The sequence below is a fragment of the Mycobacterium sp. genome (genome assembly GCF_040398885.1).
GTDB lineage: Bacteria > Actinomycetota > Actinomycetes > Mycobacteriales > Mycobacteriaceae > Mycobacterium.
Genome location: NZ_JBBATF010000241.1, coordinates 1 through 3,167, shown reverse-complemented (window position 1 = coordinate 3,167; position 3,167 = coordinate 1). Strand labels below are relative to the sequence as shown.

Below are 3,167 nucleotides of genomic sequence, written 5' to 3'. Positions count from 1 at the left end.
GATGTTGTTGGTCGCGCTCTGGCGGACGAAGTAGCCGGGCTTGTCGAACTTCGCCGGGTCGTCGGCGGGCCCGACGATGATGTACCTGCCACCCTTGCCCTGATCCGGACCGGTCAGGCCGAGGTCGGCCACCGGCCGCTGCCAGAAGTCCATCACGCCACCGGCGGTCTGGCCGGCCGGGTACTCGATCTCCAGCGGGCCCTGCTCCAGGCTCAGGAAGTTGAAGATGTAGGGCGTCGTCAGGTTGGCGGTGACGATGCCGCGCTTCTCCTTCAGCGACCGCAGCACCACGAAGTCGGTCTCCCCGGTGACCCCGTAGGCCTTGGCCTGCTGGTCACGCCAGGTGGCCGTGCTGACCAGCGGCGTGCTCCAGAGGTAGGCCTGGGTCGCGCGCTGGAAGTCCATCTCGTCGTAGAGCCGCTCGGAGGCGTCGGCGTCGAAGTAGGTGTTGGCGAGGGCGATGTCACCGGCAGGGGTCGCGATGACCTCGTTGCCGTGCAGGGTGGCCTTCTCCAGCGGTACGCCGGACGTCGGCGCCGGTGTGCCGGCCGCCGTGGTTCCGGCGGTCCCGCCGCCGGTGGATTTCTCGGTGCTGCACGCCGCGAGGGCCGCGCCGCCCACCGCCATTGCCGCGGCGGCCGCCGCACCCCCGCCGATGAACCGGCGACGTGACGTCGGCAGGGCGGGATCGGGGCCTTTCGTCGCAGTCATTCCTGAACTGTACGCAGGTGTCCGTTTCCCCCCGGCGGGATCAGTTCCCGAACAGCGGAATCGGCAGCTTGCCGTTGGCCAGGTCGTTGGTGACGTTCTCCACCGCCCGCGGGCACAGGAACGAGATCGCCGCGCCGGTGAACATGGAGGCCGGCCCGAGCGGACGGCCGATGGCGTCGGACACCTTGGCCGCGACGTCTGCGGTGTTCTGGCCGCTCTCGGCCAGCACCGGGCACAGCGACTGCCCCACGGCGATCGCCTTCGCCGGATCGACGTTGCCGAGACCGAGGCCGTCCAGCGTTGACAGGAAATTGTCGACGTCCAGCGCCGGATCGGCCTGGGCGGGGGCGGCGAACAGCCCGCCGGCCAGACCCGCGGCGAGAACGACCGAACCGGTGACGAATCGGAGCTTCATGATGACCCCATCGTAAGCCCCGTCTCGGGCGTTACGCACCTGAATCCCCGCTGTTACCCTGAAGCGAGTCGACACCCGTCAAACAGGAGCGTTCATGCAGGGATTCGCCGGCAGAGTGGCGGTTGTGACCGGGGCGGGCTCGGGCATCGGGCAGGCGCTGGCGATCGAACTGGGACGTTCCGGGGCGGCGGTGGCGATCAGCGACGTCGACACCGAGGGCCTGAGGGTCACCGAGGACCGCCTTGCCGCGGAGGGCGCGAGGGTCAAGGCCGACCGGCTCGACGTCACCGAGCGGGAGCGCTTCCTGCTCTACGCCGACGAGGTCGCCGACCACTTCGGCAAGGTCAACCAGATCTACAACAACGCCGGCATCGCCTATACCGGCGACGTCGAGATCAGCCCGTTCAAGGACATCGAACGGATCATGGACGTCGACTACTGGGGTGTGGTCACCGGCACCAAGGCGTTCCTGCCGCACCTGATCGCCTCGGGCGACGGGCACGTGGTCAACATCTCCAGTGTCTTCGGCCTGTTCGCCGTCCCCGGCCAGGCCGCCTACAACTCGGCGAAGTTCGCCGTGCGCGGCTTCACCGAGGCGCTGCGCCAGGAGATGATGCTGGCCCGCCATCCGGTGAAGGTGACCACCGTGCACCCCGGGGGCATCAAGACCGCGATCGCCCGCAACGCCACCGCCGCCGAGGGCCTCGACCAGGCCAACCTGGCCCAGTGGTTCGACTCCAAGATGGCCCGGACATCCCCGGAACGGGCCGCGCAGATCATCCTCGAGGGTGTGGCCAGGAACAAGGCGCGGGTCCTGGTGGGCACCGACGCCAAGATCCTCGACGCGGTCGTGCGGGTCACCGGACCCGGCTACCACCGGCTGCTGGTCGAGCTGGCCAAGCGGACGATGCCGCCCACCCGCTGAGCCTCTGGGCCCAGCGCTCAACGGCCCAGCGGATTGGCCGCCAGCCAGTCCTCGGCCACCGCCTCCGGGTCGGCTCCCGACTCGACCCGGTCCAGCATGCCCACCAGCGACGCGGTGTCGAGGACACCCGCGATCTCGTTGACGGCCCGCAACTGCATTTGCCCCAACTCATTGCGCCGGTAGACCGCGACGACGTTCTCGGCCGGTATCAGCGCCGGTTTGCGGTCGACGAGCACGACGACGCCGTCGGGCACCCCGGTCGCCGCGGTGGTCGTCCAGGCCGCCGTGACGGCTCCCGCACGCAGCGCGTCGAAAAGCGTTGCGGGGGTCCCATATCGGCGCGGCGGAGGCAGCGCACACTCGCCCACCCGACTTTGCCGGTCCATCCCGGCCGCAACGCCGACGCGCACCTGGGGGCAGTGAGCCACCAGTGCGGTCAGATCGCGACCACCCCACGCGGCGGCCGTGGCCTCGGTGACCGCCAGTGCCGGTTTGTCCTCGGCGGCCACCGCGTAGTCACCGACCGCGACCCCCTCCGGCAGGGCGCCGGCCAGCGCGCGGTACACCTGTTCGGCCGACCGGGCCGTCGACCCCGGATCGAGCCTCTGCAGCAGACGGCCGGTGAGACCCGCCGCCACCCCGGCCTCACCGGCGTCCAGGGCCGCCAGCGGATCCCCGGAGGTCTCGACGCTCGCCGCCGTCCCGTAGTAGCGCAACCCGGCGGCGTAGATGTTGGCCAGCAGGAGGTTCTGCGGGTCGGTGGACGCCGCGACGGTCAGCGCGGGACCCGGACCCGGGCTGCCGCACCCTGCGGCCAGCACGGCCAGCACGGCCGTCAGCCGACCGACGGCCCGCCGGGTCATGGGAGCGGGCTCACACCTCGGCGGCAGCGGCCACCGCGGCGGCGACCGCCGGTCCCACCCGCGGGTCGAGCGGGCTGGGAACGATGTGGTCGGCGGCCAGATCGTCGCCGACGACGGAGAAGATCGCCTCGGCCGCAGCCACTTTCATCTTCTCGGTGATCCGGCGCGCGCCGGCGTCCAGCGCCCCGCGGAACACCCCGGGGAAGGCCAGCACGTTGTTGATCTGGTTCGGGAAGTCGCTGCGCCCGGTGGC

The 3,167-nt window shown here is 70.9% G+C and carries 5 protein-coding genes; 1 reads left to right on the top strand and 4 read right to left on the bottom strand.

Annotated elements, in window-relative coordinates; all coding sequences use genetic code 11:
* Both ADBZ5U_RS15405 and ADBZ5U_RS15400 read right to left on the bottom strand, forming a co-directional pair.
* Positions 1-711 (bottom strand): DUF1254 domain-containing protein (locus ADBZ5U_RS15405; protein ID WP_526811648.1); only part of this gene is annotated, 711 nt, incomplete at its 3' end.
* A 40-nt stretch (positions 712-751) separates the two neighbouring features.
* A complete protein-coding gene (locus ADBZ5U_RS15400; protein ID WP_526811646.1) occupies positions 752-1,126 on the bottom strand; it encodes a DUF732 domain-containing protein in 375 nt (124 codons plus the stop codon).
* A 94-nt stretch (positions 1,127-1,220) separates the two neighbouring features.
* Between ADBZ5U_RS15400 and ADBZ5U_RS15395 the strand changes: the two genes are divergently transcribed.
* Positions 1,221-2,051, top strand: a complete 831-nt coding sequence (locus ADBZ5U_RS15395; RefSeq protein ID WP_526811644.1) for an SDR family NAD(P)-dependent oxidoreductase — start codon at positions 1,221-1,223, stop codon at positions 2,049-2,051.
* A 17-nt stretch (positions 2,052-2,068) separates the two neighbouring features.
* On the opposite strand, the gene ADBZ5U_RS15390 is transcribed toward ADBZ5U_RS15395, so the two are convergent.
* Positions 2,069-2,914, bottom strand: a complete 846-nt coding sequence (locus ADBZ5U_RS15390; protein WP_526811642.1) for a glycine betaine ABC transporter substrate-binding protein — start codon at positions 2,912-2,914, stop codon at positions 2,069-2,071.
* Positions 2,915-2,924: 10 nt separating this feature from the next.
* Positions 2,925-3,167 (bottom strand): malic enzyme-like NAD(P)-binding protein (locus ADBZ5U_RS15385; protein ID WP_526811640.1); only part of this gene is annotated, 243 nt, incomplete at its 5' end.